The 26,780-nt window shown below is 42.4% G+C and carries 21 protein-coding genes and 1 pseudogene; 17 read left to right on the forward strand and 5 right to left on the reverse strand.

Going from position 1 to position 26,780, the window contains the following annotated elements:
- Positions 1-21 precede the first annotated feature (21 nt).
- The 3 genes from pyk to metK all read right to left on the reverse strand — a co-directional run bounded on the left by pyk (position 22) and on the right by metK (position 4,246).
- Complete coding sequence (gene pyk, locus OFO10_RS04760; protein WP_270858905.1) at positions 22-1,464, reverse strand: pyruvate kinase; 1,443 nt, start codon at positions 1,462-1,464, stop codon at positions 22-24.
- Positions 1,465-1,536: 72 nt separating this feature from the next.
- Positions 1,537-2,883, reverse strand: a complete 1,347-nt coding sequence (locus tag OFO10_RS04765; protein WP_270861732.1) for an FAD-dependent oxidoreductase — start codon at positions 2,881-2,883, stop codon at positions 1,537-1,539.
- Positions 2,884-3,046: 163 nt separating this feature from the next.
- Positions 3,047-4,246, reverse strand: a complete 1,200-nt coding sequence (metK, locus tag OFO10_RS04770) for a methionine adenosyltransferase (RefSeq protein WP_270858903.1) — start codon at positions 4,244-4,246, stop codon at positions 3,047-3,049.
- A gap of 155 nt (positions 4,247-4,401) precedes the next feature.
- On the opposite strand from metK, the gene sstT reads away from it, so the two are divergent.
- The 13 genes and pseudogenes from sstT to OFO10_RS04835 all read left to right on the forward strand — a co-directional run bounded on the left by sstT (position 4,402) and on the right by OFO10_RS04835 (position 18,972).
- Positions 4,402-5,667, forward strand: coding sequence for a serine/threonine transporter SstT (gene sstT, locus OFO10_RS04775; RefSeq protein WP_270861731.1), 1,266 nt, complete (start codon positions 4,402-4,404; stop codon positions 5,665-5,667).
- A 91-nt stretch (positions 5,668-5,758) separates the two neighbouring features.
- Positions 5,759-7,475: pseudogene (locus OFO10_RS04780) on the forward strand (M3 family oligoendopeptidase).
- Between the two features lie 2 nt (positions 7,476-7,477).
- The gene (locus tag OFO10_RS04785; protein ID WP_270866290.1) at positions 7,478-7,879 is read left to right on the forward strand and encodes a hypothetical protein; all 402 of its coding nucleotides are present in this window, start codon (positions 7,478-7,480) and stop codon (positions 7,877-7,879) included.
- A 7-nt stretch (positions 7,880-7,886) separates the two neighbouring features.
- Positions 7,887-9,938 (forward strand): ATP-dependent helicase, encoded by a 2,052-nt coding sequence (locus tag OFO10_RS04790; protein WP_270866291.1) that lies wholly within the window; start codon positions 7,887-7,889, stop codon positions 9,936-9,938.
- Entirely contained in the window at positions 9,935-10,768 is an 834-nt protein-coding gene (gene truB / locus OFO10_RS04795; protein WP_270866292.1) for a tRNA pseudouridine(55) synthase TruB, read from the forward strand. Before OFO10_RS04790 ends, truB begins: the two co-directional genes overlap by 4 nt.
- On the forward strand, positions 10,765-11,520 hold the full coding sequence (locus OFO10_RS04800) for a 4-(cytidine 5'-diphospho)-2-C-methyl-D-erythritol kinase (protein ID WP_270866293.1): 756 nt from the start codon (positions 10,765-10,767) through the stop codon (positions 11,518-11,520). Before truB ends, OFO10_RS04800 begins: the two co-directional genes overlap by 4 nt.
- Positions 11,521-11,524: 4 nt before the next feature.
- On the forward strand, positions 11,525-11,980 hold the full coding sequence (gene smpB, locus OFO10_RS04805; protein ID WP_270861725.1) for an SsrA-binding protein SmpB: 456 nt from the start codon (positions 11,525-11,527) through the stop codon (positions 11,978-11,980).
- A 12-nt stretch (positions 11,981-11,992) separates the two neighbouring features.
- Positions 11,993-12,607, forward strand: coding sequence for a TlpA family protein disulfide reductase (locus tag OFO10_RS04810; RefSeq protein WP_270866294.1), 615 nt, complete (start codon positions 11,993-11,995; stop codon positions 12,605-12,607).
- Positions 12,597-12,893, forward strand: coding sequence for an ATP-dependent Clp protease adaptor ClpS (locus OFO10_RS04815; RefSeq protein WP_270865010.1), 297 nt, complete (start codon positions 12,597-12,599; stop codon positions 12,891-12,893). The genes OFO10_RS04810 and OFO10_RS04815 overlap by 11 nt, the downstream gene beginning before the upstream one ends.
- Complete coding sequence (locus OFO10_RS04820) at positions 12,890-15,241, forward strand: AAA family ATPase (RefSeq protein ID WP_270866295.1); 2,352 nt, start codon at positions 12,890-12,892, stop codon at positions 15,239-15,241. Before OFO10_RS04815 ends, OFO10_RS04820 begins: the two co-directional genes overlap by 4 nt.
- A 2-nt stretch (positions 15,242-15,243) precedes the next feature.
- Positions 15,244-15,915, forward strand: a complete 672-nt coding sequence (gene aat, locus OFO10_RS04825) for a leucyl/phenylalanyl-tRNA--protein transferase (RefSeq protein ID WP_270866296.1) — start codon at positions 15,244-15,246, stop codon at positions 15,913-15,915.
- Entirely contained in the window at positions 15,912-17,726 is a 1,815-nt protein-coding gene (locus OFO10_RS04830) for a peptidoglycan D,D-transpeptidase FtsI family protein (RefSeq protein ID WP_270865013.1), read from the forward strand. The genes aat and OFO10_RS04830 overlap by 4 nt, the downstream gene beginning before the upstream one ends.
- A 10-nt stretch (positions 17,727-17,736) precedes the next feature.
- Positions 17,737-18,972, forward strand: a complete 1,236-nt coding sequence (locus tag OFO10_RS04835) for a nucleotide sugar dehydrogenase (protein ID WP_270866297.1) — start codon at positions 17,737-17,739, stop codon at positions 18,970-18,972.
- A gap of 23 nt (positions 18,973-18,995) precedes the next feature.
- Here the strand turns inward: OFO10_RS04835 and hemH are convergent, their stop codons facing one another.
- Together hemH and OFO10_RS04845 are read right to left on the reverse strand one after the other, a co-directional pair.
- Complete coding sequence (hemH, locus tag OFO10_RS04840) at positions 18,996-19,943, reverse strand: ferrochelatase (RefSeq protein WP_270866298.1); 948 nt, start codon at positions 19,941-19,943, stop codon at positions 18,996-18,998.
- Entirely contained in the window at positions 19,940-20,800 is an 861-nt protein-coding gene (locus OFO10_RS04845) for a Gfo/Idh/MocA family protein (protein ID WP_270858888.1), read from the reverse strand. Before OFO10_RS04845 ends, hemH begins: the two co-directional genes overlap by 4 nt.
- A gap of 120 nt (positions 20,801-20,920) precedes the next feature.
- Between OFO10_RS04845 and alaS the strand changes: the two genes are divergently transcribed.
- The 4 genes from alaS to OFO10_RS04865 are packed head-to-tail and all read left to right on the forward strand — an operon-like array spanning position 20,921 to position 26,418.
- Positions 20,921-23,473 (forward strand): alanine--tRNA ligase, encoded by a 2,553-nt coding sequence (gene alaS, locus OFO10_RS04850; RefSeq protein WP_270866299.1) that lies wholly within the window; start codon positions 20,921-20,923, stop codon positions 23,471-23,473.
- The gene (locus tag OFO10_RS04855) at positions 23,470-23,964 is read left to right on the forward strand and encodes a hypothetical protein (protein WP_270866300.1); all 495 of its coding nucleotides are present in this window, start codon (positions 23,470-23,472) and stop codon (positions 23,962-23,964) included. The genes alaS and OFO10_RS04855 overlap by 4 nt, the downstream gene beginning before the upstream one ends.
- Positions 23,961-24,521 (forward strand): septum formation inhibitor Maf, encoded by a 561-nt coding sequence (maf, locus tag OFO10_RS04860; protein ID WP_270866301.1) that lies wholly within the window; start codon positions 23,961-23,963, stop codon positions 24,519-24,521. Before OFO10_RS04855 ends, maf begins: the two co-directional genes overlap by 4 nt.
- Positions 24,502-26,418 (forward strand): transglycosylase domain-containing protein, encoded by a 1,917-nt coding sequence (locus OFO10_RS04865; protein ID WP_270865019.1) that lies wholly within the window; start codon positions 24,502-24,504, stop codon positions 26,416-26,418. Before maf ends, OFO10_RS04865 begins: the two co-directional genes overlap by 20 nt.
- The last annotated feature ends 362 nt before the right edge of the window (positions 26,419-26,780 follow it).

Raw genomic sequence — 26,780 nt, forward strand, 5'->3', positions numbered from 1 at the left:
ATTTTATTAATTTACTAGGTTTTACGCGTCTAGTAAGTAGTAGGATATTTGCTCGTCCTTTAACATACGGATAAGATTTGTAGTCCCGCTTACACCTGTTGGATAACCTGCCGTCATGATATATGTTCCATCAAGCTTGATTGCGCCACAATCCACGCCGCTTTTGATAGCCTTTGCCATGAGCGTGTGAAGCTTGGCTTCCTCGGCGATAACTAGGCTTTGGCCTATACCCCAACAAAGCGTGAGATAGCGCGCTGTGTTTATATCGTGAGTAACGGCTAGGATATCGATATTTGGGCGATATCTCGCCATTTGCACGGCTAGTTTGCCAGAGGAGGTTAGGGCGATGATTTTATCCGCGTTTAGCTGACCTGCTAGCCTAACGGCTGATTCTGCCATGATATCGGTGCTATCGTGGTTTTCGTGCTTGAAGCGGTTGTAAGCGTAGATCTCTTGCGCTTCTAGTATTGTATGCGACATAGCGCGCACGACAGCGACTGGATTTATGCCTACTGCGCTCTCTTCGCTTAGCATTACAGCGTCTGTGCCGTCAAGCACGGCATTGGCGACATCGCTGATTTCGGCTCTGGTGGCTGTTTCGTTGCGCGTCATGCTTAGAAGCATTTGAGTGGCTGTGATGACTGGTTTGGCGGCTTCGTTTGCCTTTTTGATAATCAATTTTTGGATTGAAGGCACCTTGTAAAACGGCACCTCGATACCCAAATCGCCCCTAGCGACCATGATTCCGTCACTCTCGTCGATAATGCTATCTATGTTTTCCACAGCGTCAAATTTTTCGATTTTTGCCAAAACATGTGCGTGTGAGCCAGAAGCGCGCAAAATTTTCTTTGCTTTGATTATGTCGTTTGCGCTTTGCACAAAGCTGATTGCCACAAAATCCACGCCAAGAGTGGCGCCAAATTCCATATCGGCTCTATCTTTTGGCGTGATGACATCTATGCCAAGGACGGTATTTGGGAAATTTACACCCTTTTTCGAGCTTAGGGTGCCGTCGTTTTCGATGACGGTTTGGACGACATCGTTTCCGCTGTGAGCGACCCTAGCGCGGATTATGCCGTCGTAGAGATAGACATATTCGCCAGCTTTTAGCATAGGCAAAATTTGGGGTTGATTAATGCTAAGAGCGTAGTGGTGCGGGGCGATTTGGGTGCCGATTTGCTCTTTGGCGTAGATATCGAGGCGATCGCCGGCTTTTAGCTCGAAAGGCGTATCAAGCTCGCCAATGCGGATTTTAGGGCCGCAGATGTCTTGCAAAATCCCGATATGAAATCCGACCTTTTTCTCCACACTACGGATTTTTGCGACATTTTGCGCGTGATATTCGTGCGAGTTGTGCGAAAAATTTAGTCTAAAAACATTGACCCCAGCCCTAACCATGGCTTCCATTATCTCTTCGTTATCGCTAGCTGGGCCAAGCGTGGCTATGATTTTTGCTTTTTTCATTAAATTTTCCTTTGTGTTAAAATTTGAAATTTAAAAGTAAAATTTATGCAGAAAAATTCTGCATAAATTTAATTATTTTACAAGTTCGTTTTCGAATTTTTCAGCGTCGAATTTTTTGCCCAAAAACGAGCAGATTGAGATAGCGTCGCGCTCTGCGTTGCCAAAACAGCTTGTCGCACCTGGGCTTGGAGTCATATTGAAAATCACGCCGTTATTATCGTCGATTCTAGCCTCGCCTAGAAGCAATTCAAGCTTGTCTTGGTCGATGATTTGGGCTCTGACGCCTCCAAAACCTTTGGCGTAGTAGATATCTTCTTCTCTAATGCTAGGTATGATTTTTTTGGCATTTTTGACAAAGAGTTTTTTGCCTAAAACTGGGGCTTCAAACGCAATATTTCGCAACAAGAAATTTCTAACATCGCTATCGCCGAAATTATTCCAAAATACCTTTGCGACCTTTGGCGTGAAATTTAGTGATTGGAAAAACTCAGGCACCGAGCGACAGCCTTTGTAACGCTCTAATTTTGGCATAGTTAGCGCAGTAGGACCAAATCTCGTGCAACCATCAGCTAGCAGGTCAGGGTCTCCGTGAAGTGCGGCAAATGGGAGTTTTGGGTTTTGCACCATATAGACTTTGCCGTTTAGTAATTTTTGTTTGGTTAGATAAAAGCTTCCGGCGATACAAATCGCGCTAAGGTTTTTGCCATAGCCCATTTTGTGCGCTAGCCATAGTGAGTGCGCGCCCGCATCGACTACGACGAAATCAGCGCTGACTGAAATTTTGTTTGCAGTGCGGATATAAAATTTATCGCCTACCTTTGTGATATTTTGAACCTCAGAATTTAGGTATAAATCGCAAATTTTGCCCTTTGTTTTTTGCGCATTTTCGACTAGGGTATTTGTCATGGCGCCAAAATCAATCGTGGTATATGCGCCAGTTTGCACGCCAAGACCTGCGACATCTTCGGGGCGAGGGTTGCCATTGCTATCGAAAATGACCTTTGGCTCGATCTGTTTTAGCTTGTCTTTGTCATAAAATTCCAAATACGGATAAAGCTCTTTGAAAACCTCATAGCGATCTTTGATAAAAGCGACCTCGCTGTCGCCCACGCCGATTGCCATTTTTTGCCCTTCAAAGATAAATTTACCGATATAATCGTGCTTTTTGCAGTATTTCGCAATCATATCGGCTGCGCGTTTGACCTTTTTGGCTTTGTCGATTGTGTAGTTTGTCTCGATATCGCCACAATGGATCGTTTGTGAATTTGCCGTGCCTTTTGTATTTAGCGTGGCTAAACCCTCGTATTTTTCGATGATTGCGATGGATTTTATATCAGTGTATTGCGCCAAAGTGTATGCTAGCGCACCGCCAGAAATACCGCCGCCGACGATGACGACTTCGTAGTGTTTTTCTTGCATTTTCACCCCTTAAAAGTATGCGATATTTTGCAAAAATTTTACTTAAAAAAGTGTTAAATTTCGCCGAATTTATCGGAATTTCTCGGAGTTAAATTTAAGATTAAATTGTCATAAAATAACTAAGAATTTAAAAATTTCGCAAGGTTAAATTCCTTGCGAAATTTTATTTTTTCAAAGATTTGAAAAGCTCTACGCTATCGAGTTGCTCCCATGGGTATTTTGGGTTGCCGACTTGGCCGTAAGCAGCTACTTTTGCGTATAAAAATGTCTGGGCACTTGGTTTGTCTAGGCCGAATTTCTCAGTAATCCAGCGTGGGGTTAGGGCGAAATTTTCGAGGACAAATTTCGATAGTGTATCATCATCAATACCAGCGTTTGTGCCCATACAATCGACACTCACACTAACTGGTTTTGCTACGCCGATAGCATAGCTTAGCTGGATTATACATTTTTTCGCTAGCCCTGCTGCGACGATATTTTTAGCGATATAGCGCGCTGCGTAAAGCCCCGAGCGGTCGACTTTGGTGTAGTCTTTGCTAGATTGCGCGCCACCACCGATCGGCGAATATCCGCCAAAGCTATCGACGATGAGTTTGCGTCCAGTCAAACCGCTATCGTGAAGCGAGCTGTGATTTACATAGCGACCTGTTGGGTTGATATAAATTATGGTTTTTTCTTTTTGATAAAGCTCTTTTGGAAGGCCTGCTGTGTCGATTAAATTTTGGATTAGCTCGCGCACATATTCGATACTCATGCTCTCCACGCAAGGCGCGCTTACTACGATTGTGTGGATTGATTGTGGTTTGCAGTCTTCAAAATTTGACTTCGTGCCATAATCAAGCGTAACTTGTGTTTTAATATCCACACCAAGCTGATTTGGGTGAGTTTTGGCATACTCATAAACCTTATCGCAAAGAAGCCTTGCATAAGTAATCGCTGCTGGCATGAAATTTTGCGTCTCCGAGCTCGCAAAGCCAAACATTATGCCTTGATCTCCCGCGCCGATCTCGCCACTTTCTTGATCTACACCTTGATTGATATCTGGGCTTTGTTGGTTTAGATATACATCGACCTCGACATCTTGCGGGTGTAGGCATTGCTCGCGGGTAAAAAATGGATTGTCATTGTAGCCAATGTCGCTAAGAGCGCGTTTGACGATATGGCGATAATCATCGTGTGTAAAATCGACCTTGGCATTTACTTCGCCGCCGATTACGATATGTTTGCCCGCTACGAAAACCTCGCTAGCTACGCGTCCTTTGGGATCTTTTTTTAAAATTTCATCGACAATTGAATCTGCGATTATGTCGGCGCATTTATCTGGGTGACCAGGGCTTACGACCTCGCTCGTGAATAGATACATTTAAGCTCCTAAAATTTTGAAAATTTTGGGCGTAATTCTAGCGTTTAATATTTAATGTAAAATGAAATTTTATTAAATTTTTAAAGAATTTAAATAATGTTAAATAAAAATTTAGATATATTGCGACAAATTTTACTCATTGAAAGGGAGGCAAGATGACTTATTTAGATAAGCTAATACAAAGTTACAGCAACAAAAGCCTGATAATGCGCATTATCATCGGACTTTTGCTCGGTGCTGCGCTAGGGTATTTTGCTAGGGTCGGTGTATCTGGGCTGGATTTAGACGGCGGTGAAACAAATGCGTGGAGTAATATAGCGAATTTGGCTAGATTGTTTGGTGATTTTTTCGTAAGTGCGCTTAAAGCTGTCGCCCCAGTGCTAGTTTTTATTCTAATTTTAAGTTCGCTTGTCAATAAAACTTTTGGAAGCACGACAGGACTAAAAAGAGTTATCGTGCTTTATATCGTAGGCACGCTTTTGGCTGCTTTTGTTGGCGTTGGAGTAAGCTTTATGTTTCCGACTCCGATTGCGCTTGATGGCGTTGACGCGGCAAACTCACCTGCACCTGCAAATGTCTGGGAAGTGCTAAAAACTACATTTTTCAAAATCGTTGATAACCCTGTAAATGCCCTTTCTAGCGGTAATTATGTCGGTATTGTCGCATGGGCGGTAGGACTTGGAATCGCGCTTAAATTTTGCACGAACGAAACCAAACGCTTCATCGGCGATTTAAGCGAAGGTGTAACGAAAATAATCCAAGTCGTAATCCAGCTTGCGCCAATCGGTATTTTTGGCATTATTACCTACACTGTGTATGATTTGGGCGTGGAAGGTCTAGCAACCTATGCTAAGCTTACAGGCGTGCTTGTGCTAGCACTTATTTTAGTAGCTGTTGTGGTAAATCCGCTAATCGTATTTTTCGTAACCAAGAAAAACCCTTTCCCTATCGTCTTTACCTGCCTTAAAGAGAGCGGAATTCCAGCGTTTTTCACACGCTCATCGGCTGCGAATATCCCTGTAAATATGAACCTTTGCAAAAAACTTGGCGTTGATGATGAGTTAAGCTCTATCTCTATCCCACTAGGAGCTACCGTAAATATGGCGGGAGCCGCTGTGGTTATCGCTATTTTGGCACTTTCGACTGCATACACGCTAGGAATTCACCCAGATTTTGGCACAGCTTTGCTTCTATGCGTAGTCTCAGCCGTGGGCGCATGTGGCACAAGTGGCGTGCCTGGCGGTTCGCTTATGCTTATTCCGCTTGCTTGTGCGCTTTTTGGTATCGACAACGATATCGCATTTAAGGTCATCACCGTCGGTGTCATAATCTCTGTAATCCAAGACTCAATGGAAACAGCCCTAAATAGCTCTACCGACGCACTTTTTACAATTATCGTTTCACAAACTTCAAAACATTAAAATTTAAAAATTTAAGCGACCAAATTTTTGGTCGCTTACCACTGTATAACTCTTTTTGGCTAGAATTGCGCCAAAAATTTAAAGGAAAAGTATGAATTGGGATTTGAGTGAATTATTTCAAAACGAGGAAAAATTTGAGCTTGCCATAGAAAATACACGCACTAAGGCTAGCGAATTTGAGGCGAAATTTAGGGGAAATTTAGCGAATTTAACCTGCGATGAATTTTGCGAAGCGTTAGGCGAATACGAGCGCATAAACGCGCAAATTTCAAAGATTATGAGCTTCGTGCATTTAGATTTCGCCAGAGATACTACGCGTGGGGCAAGGCAAGCCAAAGTGGAGCAAAATCTGCAACGATATCGCCCAAAATTTGCTATTTTTCGAGCTAGAATTTAACGAGCTTAGCGAGGAGAGAGCGCAAAATTTCATCGCGGGTAGCGGGCGTTTTGCTTACTATTTAAATTTGCTTAAAAAACACAAATCGCACCAGTTAAGCCTGCTTGAAGAAAAGGTTTTGCTAAAAACGAGCGTGGTTGGCGCAGAGGCGTTTTCGAGGCTGTTTGATGAGAGTATGGCAAGGCTAAAATTTGACTTTGGGGGCGAGAAAATCAGTGAAGAGGAGCTTTTATCACACCTTTACGATAGCGATAGAAATGCACGCAAGCAGGCCGCAGTCTCGCTAAGTGCGGTCTTAGAGCAAAATTCACACCTTTTAACCTACATTTATAATATGATAAAAACTAGCCTTAAAATCAGTTGCGAGCTTCGCGGATACGCACAAGGCGAGCTAATCATGCACGAAGAAAACCAAATCGAAAAATCAAGCGTCGATGCGCTCATTAGCGCAACCGAGCGAAATTTTGATTTAGTGTGGCGCTACTATGATAAAAAGCGCGAAATTTTGGGACTTGAAAAGCTCTATGATTTTGATCGATACGCACCGCTAAATTTAAACGACGATAGCAAATTTAGCTTTGATGAGGCCAGACAAATCGTCCTTGACGCCTTTGATAAATTTAACCCTAAATTTGGGCAAATCGCAAGGGAAGCGTTTGCGAAAAACTGGATTGATGCTATGCCAAAGCCAAATAAACAAAGTGGTGCATTTTCGCACTCTGGTTCGGCTGATACACACCCGTTTGTGCTGCTAAATTTCACCGCCAAGCGTCGCGATGTATTTACCCTAGCGCACGAGTTAGGTCATGCAATCCACCAGTATCTAAGCTATGGCGTGGGATATTTTTACTCATTTACGCCACTTACCACGGCCGAGACAGCCTCTGTATTTTGCGAAATGCTAGTCTTTGACTATATGCTCTCACGCGCCGATAAAAGCGTGGCTCGTGCCATGATAGCAAACAAACTCGAAGATATTTTTGCCACACTGTATCGCCAGATAGGTTTTACGACATTTGAGCGCAGAATTCACGCTTCGCCTGATGAGCTAGCCACAGAGCAAATCAATGAAATTTGGCTAGAAGAGTCCAAAAAAATGTTTGGCGAGGCGCTAGAACTTAGAGATGAATATAAAATTTGGTGGAGTTATATACCGCACTTTATCCACACGCCGTTTTATTGCTACTCTTATGGCTTCGCGCAGTTGCTAGTTTTGGCGCTTTATGGGCTGTATAAAAGTGGCAAAATTTCAAATTTCGCCGAAATTTACACTGAATTTTTAAGCTCGGGCGGAAGTGATTCGCCTAAAAATTTAGTCGCAAAATTTGGGCTAAATTTAGACGATGATAAATTTTGGGAGATTGGAATTTCTCAAATTCGCTCCCTTGTTAGCGAGTTTGTAAAGGAGTAAAGATGATTTTAGAAAACGAAAAATTCATACAAAAAGAGATTGCGCATATAAAAGAAATTTTGGAGCTTTTTTTCGAGCTTGGCGAGAGTTTTGGCGTGGTAGCGCGCACAAGCGAGGTGAAATTCGACCCCGAACTTCCTAGCGAGATAAGTGCGGGCTTTATCAAAAAACCTGTGATTTTCTTCGAGCTAGAAAACTACACGCTTTCAAGCGCGCATATCCAAAAGGACGATTTGAAATTTGAAGCTGGTTTTGGTAGCGAGGATTTCGCAGCGGTCGTATCAATCCCGCTGTATGCTATAATGGAGATAATCCAAGCTAATACCCCAGTGGTTGTAAATTTAGCCAAAATAGATAGCGAGTGGATCAAAAAAGAGAGATCTCGCAGAATTTTCGCTAGATAGGAAAGATATGAAATTTTTAGACGAATTAAACGAGGCTCAACGCAGGGCAGCACTGCATATAGACGGGGCTATGCTGATTTTAGCGGGCGCAGGTAGTGGCAAAACTAAAACAATCACCGCGCGCCTAGCTTACCTGCTAGCAAACGGCGTGCCCGCGCAAAACACACTCACGCTAACTTTCACAAACAAAGCAGCTAGCGAAATGCGCTCTCGCGCGCTTAATCTAATCGCAAATTTAGGGCTTGAAGTGGGTGTGCCGCTGCTATGCACATTTCACAAATTTGGACTTTTGTTTTTGAAATTTTACATTAGCGAGCTTGGCCGTAAGCCAAATTTCGCCGTCATAGACACTGATGATAAGAAAAAAATCCTAAAATCGTTTGAGATAAATTTGCAAACAAGCACCATGGCAAATGAAATTTCAAAATACAAAAACGCCCTAATCAGCCCAGATGAGCTTAAAAACAATATCGCCTCGCTAAGCGATGATATCAAGCAGGCAAATGAGGGATTTTACGCCAAAATGTTAGAAGCCTACACCAGATACGAGGAGTATTTGCTAAGCAATAATTTAGTCGATTTCGATGATTTGCTCGTGCTTCCTTATAAAATTTTAGACGCAAACGAGGCGCTTTGCGATGAAGTTTCGCGCCAATACACCTACATAACCGTCGATGAGTATCAAGACACGAACGAAATTCAGTTTAAACTGTTGCAAAAGCTTTGCAAAGCGCACCAAAATTTAACCGTCGTGGGCGATGATGATCAGAGTATTTATAGCTGGCGTGGGGCTAGGGTGGAAAATATCCTAAAATTTCGCGATCAATTTGAAAATGTAAAATATGTGAAATTAGAGGAAAATTACCGCTCGACTAGCCAAATTCTCTTCGCTGCAAACGAGCTAATTTCGCACAATAAAAACCGCCTTGGCAAAAATTTAAAAAGCACATTTGGCAAGGGCGAAGATATCAAAATCCTACACTGCGAAAACGAAAGCGACGAAAGCGCGCAAGTAGCAGCGAAAATCAAAGAGCTCATAAACTCAGGTATCCACCCAGCCCAAATCGCCGTGCTTTACCGCGTAAATGCTCTTTCGCGCGCACTCGAAGAGGGGCTAAACCGCGCGAAAATCGCATATCGCATAGTAGGTGGCGTGAAATTTTACGAAAGAGCCGAGATCAAAGATATCATCGCATACCTGCGCCTAATCATCAACGAAAATGACGATTTTTCAATGCGTCGCATTATAAATGTCCCAAAAAGAGGCATTGGCAAGGTTAGCCTTGCAAGGCTCGATGAAATCGGCGCAAGGAAGCATTTAAGCCTGTTTGACGCGTTTTCAGATCAGGGTGCAAATCTAAGCGCCAAAGCAAAAGAGGCCCTAGAAAAGCTCAAACTCCACATAAACGAACTCTCGCACGAGCCAAGCGTGGAGAAAAAAATCGACGGAGTGCTGGATAAATTTGAGCTAAAAGAATACTACGAGAGCATGCCAGAGGGCGATGATAGATTGGCTAATATCAACGAATTTTGCGCTATGCTAAAAGATGAAGCCATAAATAAGCCAAATTTTGATTTGGGTGAGTTTTTAAACGATTTGGCACTTCTTAGCGATCAAGACAATATCAGCGCAGAGGCGATAAATATCATGAGCGTGCATGCTAGCAAGGGTTTGGAGTTTTCGCACCTTTTTGTCATTGGGCTTGAAGAGGGGTTTTTCCCAATCATCAGCGATACGACAGATTTAGAAGAGGAGCGCAGGCTAGCGTATGTAGCCATAACTAGGGCGAAAAAAGAGCTAACGCTTAGTTTTGCGAATTCGCGCTTTTATCGCGGGAAACGGGACTATCTATCCAAATCGCGATTTTTAGGCGAAGCAGGGTTAATCGACACCCCACTTAGCCCGCAAAGTGACGGCGAGTTTAAAAAGGGCGATTTAATCACCCACAAACTCTTTGGTATGGGCAAAGTAAGCGCGGTAAATGGCGACAAACTTACCATAAATTTCGGCGGAATCGAGCGCGTGATAATGAAAAATTTCGTGCAAAAACTAGTATGAATAGACTTTTTTTAGCAAACAAACCTGCCGGAATTTCATCAAATCAGTTTTTAGGACGCTTGAAGCGCAAATACGGTGTGAAAAAAGCCGGATTTTCTGGCACGCTAGATCCCTTTGCTAGCGGGGCTTTGGTCATTGGTTTTGGCGAATACACGCGGTTTTTTCGCTTTTTGCGTAAATCACCCAAAGTCTATATCGCCACGCTGTGGTTTGGTGCTAGTAGCGAAAGTGGCGATAACGAAAATATTTATAGCGTAGAAAATGTGCCAAAGCTTAGCATGGAGCAAATTTTGGGTGCAAGGGATAACTTGCTTGGACTTGTGCGATACACACCACCAAAATTTAGCGCAAAAAAAATCGGTGGTGTGCGTGCGTATGAACTAGCTAGAAAAGGCGAGGAAGTGGCGCTTAAAGAGCAGGTTATGAGCGTGTATGAGTGCGAAATCCTAAGCTATCGCCACCCGTTTTTGAGCTTTAAAATTTCAGTTAGTGAGGGCGGATATATCCGCTCATACGGCAAACTTTTATGCGAAAAGCTAGGCGTGTGCGGGACACTAAGCGCGCTTTGCCGAGTAAGCGAGGGCGAATTTAGCCTAGAAAATACCAAATTTGATGACGAAGCGAGTATAAATCCCAAAGATTATCTAAATTTAAAAGAAAATTTTTATAATGGCGATAAAAATGAAATTTTGCTCGGCAAAAAACTTCGCGCGCAAAATTTTAAATTTCAAAATAACGGCGAATATTTGATAAATTTGGGCGAATTTCACGCGATAATCGAAATTTGCGATGGCGAAGTAAAATATCTGTGGAATAGGATAAAGATTTGAAAAGTTTTGCTAAAATAAACATTTTTTTGAAAATTACTGGCGCAAACGGCGCATTTCACGATATCGCCTCTCGTTTTGTAATTTGCGATGAAATTTACGACGAAATCAGCTTTGAGCGTGGCGAGCGTGGCGGATTTTGCATAGAGTGCAACAAAGAAATCGCTGGTAAAAACATTATCCAAAGCGCATACGAGCGGCTGTGCGAGAGCGGTTACAAAAACGAGCTCGATGAATTTTTTGCAAAATTTTATGTAAAACTTTACAAACAAATTCCAGCAGGCGGTGGATTGGGTGGCGGTAGTAGTAACTGTGCCGCGTTTTTAAAAATGATAAATGATGAGCTAAATTTGGGAATTTCAAAGCCAAATTTAATGCAAATTGCAAATTCACTCGGAAGCGATATTTGCTTTTTTTTAACTGGCGAAAAAAGCGCAAATGTGAGTGGCAAAGGCGAAATAATCGAAGCGTTTGATGATGAAATCCCGCCACTTAGCCTTTGCCTAAAAGGGCTATTTTGCGATACTGGCGCAGTGTATAGGGAATTTAGAAAAAATCATTTTGACAAAATTGATTTAGGCTTAGCTAACAAGCTTTTAAAGCTAAAATCAAGCGAAATTTTAAGTAATTTTGACGCTGATAGCTTAAATGATTTGCTAGCCCCAGCGCGCGCACTTTATCCAGATTTGCGCCTAGAAAAGGGCGAGTTTTTAAGCGGAAGTGGCAGTTCGTGTTTCAAGGTAAATTTAAGGTAAAAAAATGATAAAAGAACTTACAAAAAACAGAAAAGCCTTCCACGACTTCGAAATTTTAGAAAATTTCGAAGCTGGCGTGGTTTTAAAGGGTAGCGAGGTCAAATCCTTGCGCGCTGGCAGGGCAAATCTCAAAGACAGCTTTTGTCGCATAATAAGAGGCGAGTTGTTTTTGCTAGGGGCGCACATAAGCTATTTGGAGCACACTAACCCGCATTTTCGCCCAGACGAAAAGGCTCCAAGAAAGCTTTTAATGCACAAAAAGCAAATCGACAAACTTCTAGGTCATGTCAGCAAGGACGGCCTTACGCTGGTCGTTACCTCGCTGTATCTAAATGACAAAAACCGCGTCAAGGCTAGGGTAGCACTAGCGCGTGGTAAAAACCTGCATGATAAAAGAGAGGCGCTAAAACGCAAGGAAGCCGACAGAGAGGCTAGAAGCGCAATGAAAAATTTTAAGTAAAAAGGAGAGATTATGAGAAAAATTTTAACGCTGATTTTTGCCGGATTGCTTCTTTGTGGTTGTAATGATGAAAGTGCACAAAATGCGCAAAATAGCGAAGTGGCGGCGAAATTTATCCCATTTAGCGTGGGCGAAAAATTTAGCTTAAAAAGCGTCGTGGGTGGCGAAGTGGTGATCGAGCGCACGAATAAGGGCTTTAAATTAGCTGGTAGCGATAAAATTTTGATGTTTGATATCTTTGGGACATACTGCGAGCCGTGCAAAATCGAGGCTCCGCACCTAATGGACTATCAGCTAAAAAACGCAGATGATTTTATGATGGTTGGATTAATACACTTCGAGGATATCACAGATGCGCAGGTCGTGGAGAATTTCACCAAAAAATACAATGCGTATTATTTCATAGCAAACGACAAGCAAAATTCCCGTATCGTGGAGCAAATTTTAACCGATATCAACTACCGCCACGCACTTTCAATCCCATTTAAGGTGGTTTTTAAGGACGGCGAGTATCAGACACTGACAGATATAAACGAGGGAGATGAGCGCGGAAAGCCGTATTATTTGGGTATGGTCTCTACTAAGGTGATAGAAAAAGATATGCTTAGGATAAAAAATGGCAACTAAAACCAGCACAAAGGTGCGAGTTAAGACCTTCAAACCTTCGCCGTATCGCGTGGTGCTACTAAATGACGATGTTACGCCAATGGATTTTGTGGTGATAATTTTAATCGAAATTTTCGCTCACACCACGCAAAACGCAGTCAAAATCATGCTAAATGTCCATAAAAACGGGCGCGGGATTTGTGGGGTATATGCCAAAGAGATCGCCAAAAGCAAGCAAGAAGCCGTTTTAGAGGCAGCCGCGAGAGAGGGCTTCCCACTAAAATGTATTATAGAGGAGGATAAATGATAGGATTTTATTTACAAAAAGATATTGATAACGCTGTGCGAAACGCCGTAAAAGGCGGGTTTGAGTATGTTAGCATAGCAAGCGTGATATATGAAATTTTCTCAGATAAAAATTTTAGAAATTTTTTTGAAAACGAGTTTTCAAATTTTGAGTATGAAAATTTCAAAACCAGCATTGGCGAGCTAATCGCTTCAATGCCAAAATCAGATGAAAAAAACCGCACCAAGGTCGCAGCGACAACCGATTTGGCGCGCATTATGGGGCTATTTGAGGAGAGCATTGACAACGAAAACGAGCTAGATTTTATATCTTATGTCCTTGCTAGCAAGGATACAGACGCGGCTAAAATTTTCGAATTTTACGGGATAAATTCTTACGATTTTGATAAATTTAGAGATAGATATTTACAATGGTTCGACAACCGCGATATGGCGCAAAACGGCGAAAATGGCGAGATGGACGAGGGGCTTTTTAATGATTTTTTAGGCGAAGATGACGAGAGCAAAAAGAAAAAAAAACCAGCTAGCGAGCTATATACGACAAATTTAAACGAAATGGCAAAAAGTGGCAAAATCGACCCTCTAATCGGACGCGAAAAAGAGATCGAAAAGACCTTGCAAACCCTTTGCCGCCGCAAAAAAAACAATCCAGTCCTTGTGGGCGAAGCAGGCGTAGGAAAGACAGCTATTATCGAGGGAATTGCCCTAAAAATCGCAAATGGCGAGGTTCCAGCAAAGCTAGCTGATAAAACGATTTTTGCCCTTGATATGGGCGCGCTCGTAGCTGGGACGACGCTAAGGGGCGAATTTGAGGAGAGATTAAAAAATGTAATCGATGAATTTAGCAAAAATGATAAAGCTATACTTTTCATCGATGAAATTCACACGATTGCTGGTGCAGGGGCAGGCTCGCGCGAGGATTTGGATATGTCAAATCTGCTAAAACCGGGCCTTGCAAACGGCACACTTAGCCTAATTGGCGCCACGACTTACGCTGAATTTCGCAATCTAAGCAAAGACAAAGCGCTTGCTAGAAGGCTATGCAAAATCGACATAAACGAGCCTAGTATCGAAGATAGCGTGGAAATTTTAAAAGGAATTGTGAAAAAATACGAAGAATTTCACAATGTCAAATTTAGCGATGAAATTTTGCGCGAGGCTGTGAATTTAGCCAAACGCTACGAAAGCGACAAATTTTTGCCAGATAGTGCGATTGATTTGATCGACGAAGTGGGCGCGAGCTACGCATTTAAAGAGCATAGCGAAGCAATAAATGTCAGCAAAGAGGATTTGGTAAATGTGCTAAGTGCTAGCGCAAATATCGCAAATTTAAGCCAAAGCGTCGATAATAAAGAGACCTTGCGAAATTTAGAGGAAAATATCAAAAAAGAAATTTTTGGTCAAGACGAGGCGGTTTCTAGCCTAAGCAAGGCACTTTTGCGCTCTTACGCGGGACTTAGGCACGAAAATTCGCCAATTGGCGTGTTTTTATTCACAGGAAGCTCAGGCGTAGGCAAAAGCGAGCTAGCCAAGGTTTTGGCTAAAAATTTAGGTGTAAATTTCGAGCGATTTGATATGAGCGAGTATATGGAAGCTCACAGCGTGAGCCGCCTAATCGGCGCGCCTCCGGGATATGTGGGGTTTGAAAATGGCGGAATTTTGACAAATCAGATCAAAAAACACCCTTACAGCGTCGTGCTTTTTGACGAAATCGAAAAGGCTCACCCTAGCATGACAAATATATTTTTGGGTATTTTTGATAACGGCGTGCTAACTGACACAAACGGCACGAGTAGCGATTTTAAAAACACCATTATCATTATGACCTCGAATTTAGGCACCAAAGAAGCGCCACAAGTGGGCTTTACCAAAGACGAAAGCTATAAAATCGATAACGCTGTGAAGAGCTTTTTCGCCCCTGAATTTCGCAATCGCATAGATAAAATCATAAATTTCAACCCGCTAAAAGGCGAAATTTTAGAAAAAATCGTTGATAAAACAGTGCGAGAAATACAATCAGGGCTCAAAAATATCGAAATTTCGCTAAGCAAAGGCGCAAAAGAGTTTTTGATAAAAAAAGGTTATAGCGCAGAATTTGGCGCAAGAAATCTCAAACGAGAGGTGCAGTTGCAAATCTCAGATGAGATTAGCTCGGAAATTTTATTTGGCGCATTACAAAATGGCGGTAGGGTTTTTGTGGATTTCGCTGATGAAAAGCTTAAATTTGACTTTGAAAGCGTGCCAATGCTGGACGCGAAGGTATCAAATACTGCTCAAATTAGCGCAGATGAGAACGGCGGTTTAACCAAAAGTCCAGACGAACCCCAAAACGCCACGGTCATAAAATAAAAATGTCGAAATTCTACGCCTTCCCAAACCCAAAAACCGCGCCAGATTTCGCCCCGTTAGCTAGCGGGGGAGATTTAAGCGCAGAGTGTTTGCTAAGCGCATACACGCAGGGGATTTTCCCGTGGTTTTGCGAGGGAGAGCCGATTTTATGGTGGTCGCCAAACCCGCGCGCGATCTTAGAGCCAAAGGCTGTGCGCACCCAAAAGTCGATAAAGCCATATTTAAAACGATATGAAGTAAAATTCGACCAAAATTTCGCTGGATTTATCACCCTTTGCAAACAAACCCGCCAAAACTCAGATGATGGGACTTGGATTAGCGATGAGATTGTAGAGGCGTATGTAAATTTAGCAAATTTAGGCGTCGCTCACAGCGTGGAAGTCTATGAAGAAGGCGTTTTAATTGGCGGATTATACGGGCTGATTTTGGGCAAGGTGTTTTGTGGCGAGAGTATGCTCAGCCTAAAAACAGGCGCGTCGAAGGTCGCTTTAATCACGCTTTGTAGGGTTTTAGAAAAATTTGACTTTTTGATTGATTGTCAGATTATGAACGAGCATTTGCGCTTTATGGGGGCGCAAGATATGCCAAGGGGCGAATTTTTAGCCAAATTTCAAATTTTGCAAAACTTACCAAGCGGATTTGAAAAATTTAAAGATTTAGAAAAGTTGATATGATTTTACGGGATAAAAACTCAAATATCGGTATTTGCGTGCTTGCGGCTGTGCTAGGGTTTTTGATGTGCGTGTTTGTGTGGATGATGTTTTACTCTGCTAGTAGCGATCGCAGGCTTCCACGCCTTGACATAAACGAAACAAACAGCGCAATCAGGGGCTCAATCATCACCAAAGACAAATATGTCGTCTCAAACTCGACCAAACTCTACAAGGTCAGCATAGACTCTCGCTCTCTTGATCCGCACAAGCTCGATTTGTTTGTCAAACTCTACTGCATTTACACAGGCGATAGCGAAAAACGGGTCAAAAAAACAATCCAAAGCTCAAAGGGCACCACGGTTTTATCCTACAAAATCGACGCCAAAACAGCCGTGCATTTAAAAGAGTTAGCCTACAAGCTAAATTTAAAGAAATTTTTCGTAGCCTTTGAGACGGCTAGCGGGCGTGTAAATCCACCAGTGCGTATGAGCGTAAGCGAAAGTGGCGAAAAGCGCACTTACAATATCCAAAACTCCCTAACCCCGCTTTTAGGCTATATCAACAAAAAAGAGGTTTCAGGGATTACCAAGGTAGTCGGCATTAAGGGCGTGGAGAAATACTATGAGTATTATCTAACCCCGCTAAAAGACGAGTTTATCACGGGCCCAAGGGATCTAAAAGGCAATATTATCCTAGAAAAAAGCACTAAAAAAACAAACAAAATCGACGGATATAATGTCCATTTAAGCGTGCCTTTGGCGCTACAAAGAGATGTTGAAAGGCTAATTGATAAAGCTAGCTTAGCTTACGATGCCAAAGAGATAGTCGTAGGCATAATGAACTCAAAAACAGGCAAAATTCTCTCCCTTGCCACAAACGCTAGGTATAATCCCGAAAATATCACAAAACAAGATGTGAAAAACCTAAATTCGACCGCTAGCGAGTATGCTTACGAGGTTGGCTCGATTATGAAGCCGATAATTTTCTCAATCGCTTATGAGGGAAATTTAGTCAAACCAACCGAGATTATAAACACCCACAACGGCGCATACAAGCTAGGTTCGCGCACTATCCGCGACACTCACCCAGCAAAATCAATGAGTGGCGAGGAAATCATTGTGCATTCATCAAATATCGGTATGATTAAAATCGCCGAGCGTATGAGTGGGCAGATGATTTATGACGGGCTTTTAAATTTCGGTATGGCGCAAAAAACCGGTATTGATTTGCCTTACGAGCAGATTGGAAATATCCCTAGCGTGCGAAGTTTGGAAGGCAAGGTTTATAAGGCTACGATTAGCTATGGTTATGGCGCGCAGATGACATTTTTGCAGATGTTAAGCGCGTATGGGGTTTTTAATAACGGCGGAGTTTGGATTAGTCCAAGGCTGGTCGAAAATTTAGAAATGAACGGTAAAATTTACCCTGTAAATGAGAGCGAAACACGCACCGTGCTAAGCCCGCAAACAGCAGATGTTATGAGAGAAATTTTAATCAAGGTAGTAGAGGGTGGCACAGGGCGCAAAGGGCGCACGAGCGGTATCGAAGTAGGGGGCAAAACAGGCACCGCTAGAATTGCCAAAGGCGGCGGATATTCTAGCGCGTATAATAGCTCGTTTTTTGGCTTTGCGAACGACGCTCACACTAGCTACACCATAGGCGTGCTGGTTAGAGAGCCTAAAAAGGGCAGTTATTACGCGGCGCAAAACGCCTTGCCTGTGTTTAAAAGCATAGTTGATTTGCTAGTCGAAAAAGGATTTTTAACCCCTAGTGGCGATAGCGACAAGATAAATCATGTAGATATTAAAGATTTAAATGAAATCAAAGATTAAAGGATAAGCGATGAAAATAGGAATTATCGGACTTGGTTATGTGGGGCTTCCCCTAGCAGCGGCATTTAGCGCAAAATACAGCGTAGTGGGCTTTGATATAATGAAATCTCGCATAGACGAGCTAAACGGGGGCCATGATAAAACCCTAGAATTAGAAGATGACAAACTTGCCACCGCGCTAAAAAATGGGCTTAAATTTACCTGCGATATAAATGATTTAAAAGATTGCAACTTTTATGTCGTTTGCGTCCCAACGCCTGTGGATAAATTCAACCGCCCAGATATCACGCCACTAATCAAAGCTAGCCAGAGTGTGGGCTCGGTGCTTAAAAAGGGCGATATCGTAGTATATGAAAGCACGGTCTATCCAGGAGCAACAGAGGAGGACTGCGTGCCTGTTTTAGAGCGCACTAGCGGGCTTAAATTTAACGAGGATTTTTTCTGCGGATACTCGCCAGAGCGCATAAATCCGGGCGATAAAATTCACACCGTAACAAAAATCAAAAAAATCGTCTCAGGTAGCAATGAGCGCACCCTCGATATCGTCGATGAAACATACTCTTCTATCCTAGAAAACGGCACTTTTCGCGCCAAAAGTATCAAGGTAGCCGAAGCCGCCAAAGTCATCGAAAATACACAACGCGACATAAATATTGGCTTTATCAACGAGCTTGCGATTTTGTTTAACAAACTAGGAATAGATACCAATGATGTCATCGACGCAGCCGCGACGAAATGGAATTTCCTAAGCTTCCGCCCAGGGCTTGTGGGAGGGCATTGTATCGGCATAGATCCATACTACCTAGCCCAAAAAGCCACAGAGGTAGGCTATCACCCGCAAATCATACTCGCAAGTCGCCGTATCAACGACAATATGGGCAAATATGTCGCCACGCAGGTCGTGCAGATGATGATAAAATTTGACAAAAAAATCAAACATAGCAAAATTTTGATTTTAGGTCTTACCTTTAAAGAAAACTGCCCAGACATACGCAATACGCGCGTTATTGATATGATTGATGAGCTTAAAAATTTCGGTTGCGCGGTCAGTGTGTATGATCCATGGGCGAGCAAGGACGACGCGAAACGCTACTACGATATCGAGCTAATCGAAAAGCCAAATTTAGGCGATTTCGACTGCGTTGTAATCGCTGTGGCGCACAATCAATTTAAAGAATTCGACTACTCTACTTCACTAGTGTATGATGTGAAAAATATCTACGAAGGCGCGCAAGGCAGGCTATAATAAGTTATAATCCGGGGCTAAATTTAGCCCTGGGTTTTTTGGGCGTGAGTGATGATAAACGAGGCAAACTCATCGCCAAAATTCGGACACTCACAAACCTCGAAATAGCTAAATTTAAGCTCTTTTGCCACATTTCTAAAATACATATCAAGCTCAAATTTCGTCTCAGAATTATCTATACAAAACGAAATCGGAAAAATCAGCGCGCGCTCATTTTGCAAATTTGCCAAATGCTCGTTTAGGTTTGGTTCTAGCCATTTTACGGGGCCTAGGCGGGATTGATAGGCGAGCGAAATATCTTTAAATTTTATGCCAGATTTTTGCAAAATTTCACTTAGAATTTTGACATGCTCATTAACCTGCGCCTCGTAAGGATCGCCAGCGGCGATGATTTTTACAGGCAGTGAGTGAGCCGAGAAAACTAAGCTTGTGCGCGAAATTTCATCAGCGCTTAAATTTTTGATTTTTTCTTTGATTAAATTTAGCAGGATTTGGTTGTAAATTTCGCTTTTGTAAAAAATATCAACTATTTTAAAATTTGAAATTTCTAAATTTGCTAGGGTTTTTTTAGCGTCATCAATGCTCGATTTCACCGTCGTTTGCGAAAAATGCGGATAAAGTGGAAAAAGCAAAATTTCATCAAATTTCGCATATTTTGCCAAAACATCACGAGCAAAAGGGGCAGTGTAATTCATAGCAAAATCGCAAACAAACTCATTTTGGTATAAATTTATCTTATCGCAAAGTCGCTTTGTAAGCCCAGCGATAGGGGATTTTCCGCCAAGTTTTTCGTAGTTTTGGCGCGCTTCTTTAACGCGCATTTTAGTAATCAAACTAGCTAAAATTTTGCGCAAAATTTTGCTTTTAACACCCAAAATATTTGGATCGCAAAACATATTTTTTAAAAATACGCTAACCTCGTCTAGGCTATTTGGACCGCCCATATTTAGGAGAATTAAGGCTTTTTTCACGAGATTAACTCTCTTAGTTTGATTGCTTCATCAGGGGTCGCAATTCCCTCGAATTTAGAATTTTCGATTAAATTTAAAAACGCTTTGTGCTGGTATCTAAGCGCGTAATCATCGCGATCTACACGCTGATTTATCCGTCCGTCGTTTGTGACTTTGAATAAATTTAGGGATTCTAAATCGCCAAAATAAACGCCAGAATTTGTGCAAATCTCCACGCCGTGGCGTTTTAGCGGGTATAAATTTGATAGCAAAATCGTGCAATTACTCATCGACTTTGTGCGAAATGCGACGCCGATGCCGTTAGAATCGCCGTTTTTGCAGATATTTTGTGATGAAATTTCAGATTTGCTAAGCAGGGCAATCAAATCCAAATCCCTAATCAGCGCATTTTGCAAGCAGTTTGCACTCTCAGAGCTAAATCCATCTACGAAATTTATCGAATAAATTTTCTCGTCCTTAGCTAACTCCCTACACAGCGAGATTATGACAGGATTATAGCGCCCAGCATATCCCACGCCAAGCTTCGCGCCGTTAATCGAAATAGAGTAATTTATCTCCCTTGCCTCAGCCAAATTCCCAGCGAGCGGGGATTCTACAAAGATATTTTTGGTAAAAGGTATGCATTTTAAAATGATTTCTTTGTGCGTAGCAGGCGGTGTAGCGATGACCACAGCGTCTGGTTTGGCGCTTTCGAACATTTTCGATAAATCATTATAAAGTGGATATCTAGGGCCAAAATCCTCGGTTTTTTCTTTGTCATAAAGCGCGACCAAATCGAAATAATCGCTTCTTCTAAGCTCTTTGAAATGTTTTGCGCCAAGCTCCCCTAAGCCTATTATGGCTATTTTTTTCTTCATTAATTAATCCTGTAAATTTTGCATATTTTTCATTATAACGAATAAGAGTAAAAATTTATATTTCTTAAAATCAAAATTTGCTAAAATGGGCGCTAAATTTTACTAAATTTAGGATAGTTAATGGATATTAGAAAAGCTTATTTAGACTTTTTTGCGTCAAAAGGACACGAGGTTATGCCAAGCTCACCGCTTGTGCCAGATGATGATAGTTTATTATTCACAAATGCCGGTATGGTGCCGTTTAAAAGCATTTTTACAGGTGCGGTACCACGCCCAACTCCACCGATTCGCACGAGTTGCCAAACCTGCATTAGAGCAGGTGGCAAACACAACGACTTAGATAATGTCGGCTACACAGCGCGCCACCACACATTTTTTGAAATGCTTGGAAATTTTAGCTTCGGCGAGTATTTCAAAACAGACGCGATAGCCTACGCATGGGAGTTTGTAACCGAAATTTTAAAACTCCCAAAAGACAAACTCTATGTCACCGTCCATGATAGCGATGATGAGGCGTTTGAAATTTGGTCGCGCCATATCGCAAAAGAGCGAATTTATCGCTTCGGCGATCACGATAATTTCTGGGCTATGGGCGATACTGGACCTTGTGGGCCATGTAGCGAGATTTTTTACGATCAAGGAAGCGAGCATTTCCATAGCGACGAGGATTATATGGGCGGAGACGGCGATCGTTTCTTAGAAATTTGGAATTTAGTCTTTATGCAATACGAGCGAAGCGCAGACGGCAAACTCTCGCCACTTCCAAAACCTTCAATTGATACTGGTATGGGTTTAGAGCGCGTCACAGCGATAAAAGAGGGAAAATTCAGCAATTATGATAGCTCGCTATTTATGCCATTAATCGGCGCAGTAGAAAAGCTATGTGGTAAAAAATACGAGTATGAAACTGGCGCGAGCTACCGCGTCATCGCAGATCATATCCGCTCTGTTACATTTTTACTAGCCCAAGGCACGAACTTTGATAGAGAGGGCAGAGGCTATGTGCTTAGAAGGATTTTACGCAGGGCGGTTAGACACGGATATTTGTTAGGTATAAAAGAGCCATTTATGTATAAGCTAGTCGATGATGTTTGCGCTAGTATGGGCTCTCACTATACATATTTAAACGAGAAAAAAGAGGCGGTAAAAGAGCTAGTAAAACTCGAAGAAGAGCGATTTTTCGCCACTTTGGCAAACGGAATCGAGCTATTTAACGAAGAATTAGCTAAAACCTCAGGCAATATTTTCTCTGGCGATGTCGCATTTAAGCTCTATGATACCTACGGATTTCCGCTCGATCTCACAGCCGATATGCTAAGAGAGAAAAATCTTAAAGTCGATGAGGCTAAATTTGATGAGCTAATGGCGGAACAAAAACGCAGAGCCAAAGCCAGTTGGAAGGGCTCAGGAGATAAAGCACAAGCCAAAGGCGATTTCGCACAACTTATCGAAAAATTTGGCAAAAATGAGTTTGTGGGGTATTCATGCCAAGAGAGTGAGGGTCGAATTTTAGCCCTTTTGGACGAGAATTTTAAAATTTGCGATAGTTTAGAGCCAGGACACACTGGCTGGGTAATGCTAGATATCACGCCGTTTTACGCTACAAGTGGTGGTCAGTGCGCAGATACCGGCACTATCGAAAAAAGCGAGGTTATCGACACGCAAAAATTCTTTGATTTAAATTTATCTCAAATCAAAGTAAAAAGCCTGCTTAAAACTGGCGATCTTGTAAAATGCGTGGTAAGCGCTGGCAAAAGAGCGATGATAGCGCGTCATCACAGCGCGACACACCTGCTTCACGCTGCGCTAAGAGAGGTTTTGGGCGATCATATCGCGCAGGCTGGATCGCTTGTAGAGGCAAACAGACTTAGATTTGACTTTTCGCACCCAAAAGCGATGAGTAGCGAAGAGCTTGCCAAAGTCGAGCAAATCGTAAATCGCTGGATTAGCGCGGGCGCGCAGAATAAAACCGAAATTTTAGATATAGATGAGGCCAAAAAATCAGGCGCGATTGCGCTTTTTGGCGAAAAATACGGCGTGAAAGTGCGTGTGGTGAGCTTCGGCGATGTAAGCAAGGAGCTTTGCGGCGGCACCCATGTCGAAAACATAAGCGAAATCGGTGCGTTTTTAATCTCAAAAGAGAGTGGCGTAAGTGCTGGTGTGCGCAGAATTGAGGCGATTTGTTCGCAAGAAGTGCTAAATTTCACGCTAAATTTAAGATCGCAAATTAACGAAATTGAAGCTGAATTTAAAGGCGCAAACCCACTAGATGGCATTAAAAAGCTAAAAGATGAAATCAAAGGCTTAAAAGAAAAATTAAAACACGCAGGCGATCAAAAGTCCCTGCCTTGCCAAGAAATCTCAGGCGTGAAGCTTTGCGTAGCAGTAGTAGAAAACGGCGAAATTAAAACCATGATTGATGAGTTTAAAAACGCGAACGAAAAGGCTGCGATTTTGCTAATGCAAGTGGGCGAAAACGATAAAATCACAGTCGCAGCCGGAGCGAAAAACGCCCCAATCAAGGCTGGCGAGTGGGTTAAGATGGCAGCTCAAATTTTAGGCGGCAACGGCGGCGGACGCGATGATTTCGCTACTGCTGGCGGAAAAGATACTAGCATGGTTTCTAGTGCGCTAGCTGGGGCACTAGAATTTGCAAAAGGTAAGCTAGGTTGAACGAATTAGAAACGAGCTTTGCCAGAAGTGATCAAATTTTGCCCCTAATTCACATTTTAGGGGCGATTTGCTTTATTTGCGCGCATGTTTGCATTATCATGTTGATTCGAATTTTCAGCGATAAAGCAGACATCACAAACTCAAATTTCGAAAAAATCAAATTTTATCTTTCGAAATTTAATCTCTTTTTTGGCTCGTTTTTTTTGATTATAATTGTGAGTGGATTTTTTCTAAGCATAGGCAACAACTTCAAATTTGCAGACCCTATGATAAATGCCGTAATCGTTACGCTGTGGGTTTTGGCGGTGTTTATTTTGATAAATTTTGGCTATGTTTATTTTAAATTTTATTCGTTTAAAAAGGCGCTTTTAGCAGGCGATAAATTCGAAGCTAGCGAGCATTTGATTATCATCGCTAGATATTTTGTCCCGCTAAATGTCGCTGTATCGGTGCTTTGCACCTATCTTTGTGTAGCGGTGGGTAGATTTTGATTTATTTGGTTTCATCTTCGCCGACAAGGGCGCAGATTTTGCGGGAAGCTGGGATAAAATTCGAGCAAATTAGCTTTGAATTTGACGAAAATGTAGGCGACATAGCCGATGCCAAAACATACGCTTACCGCGTGGCAAGTGCGAAAAAATCGCAGTTTTTAGCCAAAAACAAAAATGCAAAAAATTTGCTTTTTTGCGATAGCTCGGTTTTGGTAGGTGGCAAAATTTTAGGCAAAGCAAAGGACATTAGCCACGCAAGAGAAATGCTAAACGCCCAATCTGACGCTATTAGCGAGGTTTATACGGCGATGATTTTTGTGGGCGAGGGTTTTGAGATAAGCACGCTTTTGGTAGCTAGTTATAAATTCGCCAAATTTAGCGAGGCAGATTTAGAAGCGTATCTAAAAAGTGGCGATTGGCGCGGCAAAGCAGGGGCTATGAGTATCGAGGGGTTTAATCAAAAATATATCCAAAGCTTTCGTGGCGATACTAGCACCGCTATGGGTTTAAATGTGGAAATTTTAAAAAGGTATTTAGATGGTAAGAATTTTATTTAGTTTTATTACGGTTTGTTTTTTCGCAGGGTGCGGTGTGTTTATGTATTTTTATACGCAAATTCGCCTAGAATCGAACTCAATTATTGATTATCACCCAGAGCTAACGACCAAAATTTACGATAGAAACGGTAACTTGCTTGCCAATATTTTCAACGAACAAAACCGCCTTTATACTAGATTTGACGAGATTCCAGGCCGTATGGTAGAAGCCCTAGTAGCTATCGAGGATACCGCGTTTTTCGAGCATCAGGGCATTAATACAGAGGCTATTTTTCGCGCGATTGTAAAAGATATAAAAGCGATGAAATTTGTGGAGGGAGCCTCCACTATCACGCAACAACTTGTCAAAAATTTGGTTTTATCTAGCGAAAAAAAGATAGATAGAAAAATCAAAGAGATGATTTTATCGCTAAAAATCGAAAACACCCTAAGCAAAGAGGAAATTTTAGAAAGATATTTTAACGAAGTGTATTTCGGACACGGGTATTACGGCGTCAAAACTGCCGCGCTTGGGTATTTTAAAAAGGATTTAGCTGACCTTAGTATCAAAGAAATCGCTATATTGGTGGGTTTGCCAAAAGCCCCTAGCCAGTATGACCCTACCAAGCACCTAGATTTGGCACTTTCTCGCGCAAACAATGTAATTTACCGCATGCACGAGCTTGGCTGGATAAACAAAACCGAGTATGAAATCGCAATGGCAGAAGAGCCGTTTGTCTATGATGAAACCCTAACCCAAAATGTCGCTCCATACGCAGTCGATGAGATCGTCAAAGAGGCAGAGAGACTGCTACCAGATGTGCGCACAGGCGGATATAGAATCGAAACAAGCCTTGATTTAAAGGCACAAGAAATGGCGCAAGAGGCGCTGATTTTTGGTTACAACGAAATTTTAAAACGCAACAAAGACGCAAATGCTAGCAATGTAAATGGCGCGATTATCGTTACGCACCCGCAAAATGGCGAAATTATCGCGCTTGTAGGCGGCGTGGATTATGCGAAGTCAAATTTCAACCGCGCTAGCCAAAGCAGACGCCAAACAGGGTCAAGCTTCAAGCCATTTATCTACCAAATCGCCCTAGATAGCGGATATTCGACGATGACAGAGGTCCCTGATATCGCGCGCGAATTTGATGATGGAAGCAACAAAAGCTGGAAACCGAAAAACTATGATAGCACATACAGTGGCTATATCACGATAAAAGAGGCCTTGCAACGCTCTCGCAACCTCGCTTCGATAAATTTAATGCAATCAATCGGCATTGAGCGCACGATTCGCAAACTAAATGAATATGGGTTTAAAAATGTCCCACCAGCGCTGTCTGTGGCGATCGGAAGTTACGGCATTTCTCCGCTTGAATACTCGACTATGTATTCGATGTTTCCTGGTCTTGGCATTAGCACGAAGTCCAAATTTATCACCGCAATCACCGATAATAACGGCACTACGCACTATATCGAGCCTGAGCGCAGACGCATTTTGCGCCCAGAACAGGCGTATTTGATGACAACGCTAATGAAAAACATCGTCCAGCGAGGAACTGGCACCAGAGCGCGCGTGCAAGGCATCGAGATTGCTGGCAAAACAGGCACTTCAAACGATAGCATTGATGCGTGGTTTTGCGGATTTACGCCTGATTTGCAAATCATTGTTTGGTATGGAAACGACGATTACAAGCCTATGCGCAAGGTAGAAGGTGGCGGTAGAACTGCTGCGCCTGTGTTTGCGAAATTTTTGGAAAATTATCTTAAAGAATACCCGCAAGCTAAGCGAAATTTCAGCGTCCCAAGTGGAGTATTTACCCGTAGATACGGCGCTGGCGATGAGTATTACACCAAAATTTCCCCACTTCCAAGAAGGGTTGAAACAAACGCAGAAGACGGACTGATGTTTTAGGGCGAAATTGCTGTCATTGCGAGCTTTCACAGAAAGCGAAGCAATCTACGAGCAAAAATCACCAAAACGCAAATTCCATGTCATTGCGAGGCGTGATAACGCCGAAGCAATCCAGAAAAATTTAAAGTAAAATTCTACTTAAATTTAGCATTGAACGATTTTTTAAATTTTAAGCGAAATTTGAAATTCTCTGTAAGGGGGAGGGCGCGCTTTTTAGGAGACGCTACCCTCCCCCTTACCAACCCCCACCCCTGTAAAACCTTAGAAGTGGCTAAATTTAAAGCTTCGCTTTAAATTTAGCTGGTTTTATTTTTACGGAAATGCTTCGCATTTCTCGCAATGACAAATCAGGCGTGAATTTC

It is taken from the genome of Campylobacter sp. VBCF_06 NA8 (assembly GCF_027737825.1).
In the GTDB taxonomy this organism is placed as follows: domain Bacteria; phylum Campylobacterota; class Campylobacteria; order Campylobacterales; family Campylobacteraceae; genus Campylobacter_B.